This window comes from Actinoplanes sp. NPDC051633, from assembly GCF_040681735.1.
GTDB lineage: Bacteria > Actinomycetota > Actinomycetes > Mycobacteriales > Micromonosporaceae > Actinoplanes.
Genome location: NZ_JBFAZH010001146.1, coordinates 1 through 2,452, shown reverse-complemented (window position 1 = coordinate 2,452; position 2,452 = coordinate 1). Strand labels below are relative to the sequence as shown.

Sequence of the window (2,452 nt, the reverse complement as noted above, 5' to 3'; positions counted from 1 at the left end):
AACGGAGCTGCTGAGGCTTGCGCCAGGTCATCATCTCGGTAGCGGGCACCCGCTCGGCGAACTCGCCGCCGGCGTCGGCGAGCAACGAGCGCAGGTCCCGCTCGAAGTCGCCCAGCCGGTCGCCGAACAGGTGCGGCGCCGACCGGGACAGTGAGAAGACGAAGGCGACGATGTCGTCCGAGGTGCGGGTGATCACCGGCCCGGCCGGCACGATGTGCCGCTGGAAGTCCACGAAGCCGGCCCGCGCCAGCACCAGCTCCTCGCGGTCCGGTGTGCCGTTGCGGATCACGCCCTGCCCGGCTCTTTGCACCGGGCCCAGATAGCTCCGCACGAGGTCGTCGATCCGTTCATAGGGTGGCAGCGGCCCCGGCTCGGGCGGCCTGTCCTTGTGGTCGCTGACGTTGACGAACGCGCCACCCGGCTCCAGCATCCCGAACACCGTCGCGGCGACCCGGTCGCGGTCGGTCCAATGGAAGGAGTTGCCGAAGGTCACCACCCGTAACTCACCCAGACCCATCGGCAGCTCCTCCGCGCGGGCGGCGACCCACCGCGCGTTGGCGATCCCGAGACGGGCGGCCTCGGCCAGCATGCCGGCGTCGGGATCGACCCCGACCGCTTCGGTGAACAACGGCGCCAGGGACCGCGTCAGCAGTCCTGGGCCGCATCCGACGTCGAGGAGCCGGCCGCGGCCGTCCAGCCCGAGCACGTCGGCGAGGACGTCGGCGAATCCGGGCGCGTACGGCAGCCGGCCACGCTCGTAAAAGGCGGCGCTGCCCCGGAACAGGGTCGGATCCCACTGCCAGCCGTCAACCACGCCCGAACGCTATCGCGGTGCTCGGCGGTGCGAAATCGGAATACCCGCCGTCCCCGGCCGCCGCCAGCGTCTTCGCGACCGCGGTCACGACCCGCGACTCCACCGCGCTGCCGACGTGGTCGGACGGGTCCGCCGGGTCGTTCGCGATGCCCGCGGCCGCCACCTCCTTCGTGAAGCCGACGAACGTCTCCGTCGCGTTGTTCTCGGTGCTGCCCGTCTTGCCGGCCACCGGCCGCCCGCCGAGGATCCCGTCGACCTGCTGCGCGGTCCCGCCGTCGCACTCCGAGAACGCGCTCTGCTGTCCCACCGGGCACCGCGCCGCGTCCACCGCCGCCCGCGCGACGTCCGCGGGCAGCGCCTGCCGGCAGCCGTCCGGTAGCGGCACCGCCGCGCCGGTGCGGTCCCTGATCGACTGCACCGGGGTGGGCGCGCAGTAGACCCCGTCGGCGGCCAGCGTCGCGTACGCGGAGGCCAGCTCGAGCGGCGTGGTCTGCACCACCCCGAGGGTGAACGAGCCCCACGAGCCGGCGCCGTCCGCCGCCATCCGCGCATCGGCCGGCGCGGCGAAGCCGATGCCCAGGTTCTTCGCCTGCGCCACCGCCGCGGTCGGCCCGACCTGCTCCTCCAGGTGCACGAAGTAGGTGTTGACCGACCGGCCGAACGCGGTCCACATCGTCCGGTGGCCGTCCATCCAGGCGGGATTGTCGTTACCCGGGCAGTACCGTCCGCCGCAGTTGCCCTCGCCGGTGTCCGGCCACCGGGTGACCAGCTTCGCGGGCGCGTCGAAGCCGGTATCCAGCGGCTCGCCGGACCGCAGCGCGGCGAGCATCGTGAACAGCTTGAAGGTCGAGCCGGACGGGTAGCCGAGCACGCTGCCGCCGCCGGAGATCAACGGGTTCACGGTCGCGCCGGAGCCGGTGCCGTACTTGCGGTTGACCGCGAGCGCGAGCACCTTGCCGCTGCCCGGCCGGACCACGGCGATCGGCAGCGCCCTGCTGCTCCGCATCGAATAGACCGACCGGGCCTGCGCCTGCGCCGCCTTCTGCACCGCGGGGCCGAGTGAGGTGACGATCGTGTATCCGCCGGTGCGCAGCGCCTCGGTCCGCTCGGCGACCGTCGCGCCGAACGCCGGCTGCGCCTCCCACCAGCGCTTCACGTAGTCGCAGAAGAAGCCGTAGGTGCCGCTGCACCCCGTCGCCGCGGCCGTCCCCTCATAGGTCAGCTTCTCGGCGGCCGCCGCCGAGCGTTGGGCCGGGGTGATCATGCCGGCCCGGGCCATCGCGTCGAGGACATAGGTCTGCCGGGTACGTGCGCGAGCTCGGTCGCCGCTGATCGGGTTGTCGATGTCCGGCGCTTGGACGAGACCCGCGATCAGCGCCGCCTGTGCCAGGTCGAGCCGGGCGGCCGAGACGCCGAAGATACGCCGGGCGGCCGCGTCGATGCCGTAGGCGCCGCCGCCGAAGTAGGCGATGTTGAGGTAGTTCTGCAGGATCTGCTGCTTGCTGAGGCGCTGCTCGAGCTGGACCGCGTACTCGGCCTCGCGGAGCTTGCGCGCCGGGGTGTCGACGGTGGCCTCGGCGCGCTGGGCCGGGGTGAGCTGATCCGCAACGCGCTCAAGAACGACCCGAAGCTCACCCC

Annotated in this window: 2 protein-coding genes; both read right to left on the bottom strand. The window is 72.7% G+C overall.

The genetic code is table 11. From position 1 onward, the window contains the following. Positions 1 to 814, bottom strand: an 814-nt coding sequence (locus AB0M20_RS38215) for a class I SAM-dependent methyltransferase (RefSeq protein ID WP_364305766.1), incomplete at its 3' end; no start/stop codon positions are given. Next, a partial coding sequence (locus AB0M20_RS38210; protein WP_364305764.1) for a transglycosylase domain-containing protein occupies positions 807 to 2,452 on the bottom strand: 1,646 nt, incomplete at its 5' end. The genes AB0M20_RS38215 and AB0M20_RS38210, both read right to left, overlap by 8 nt.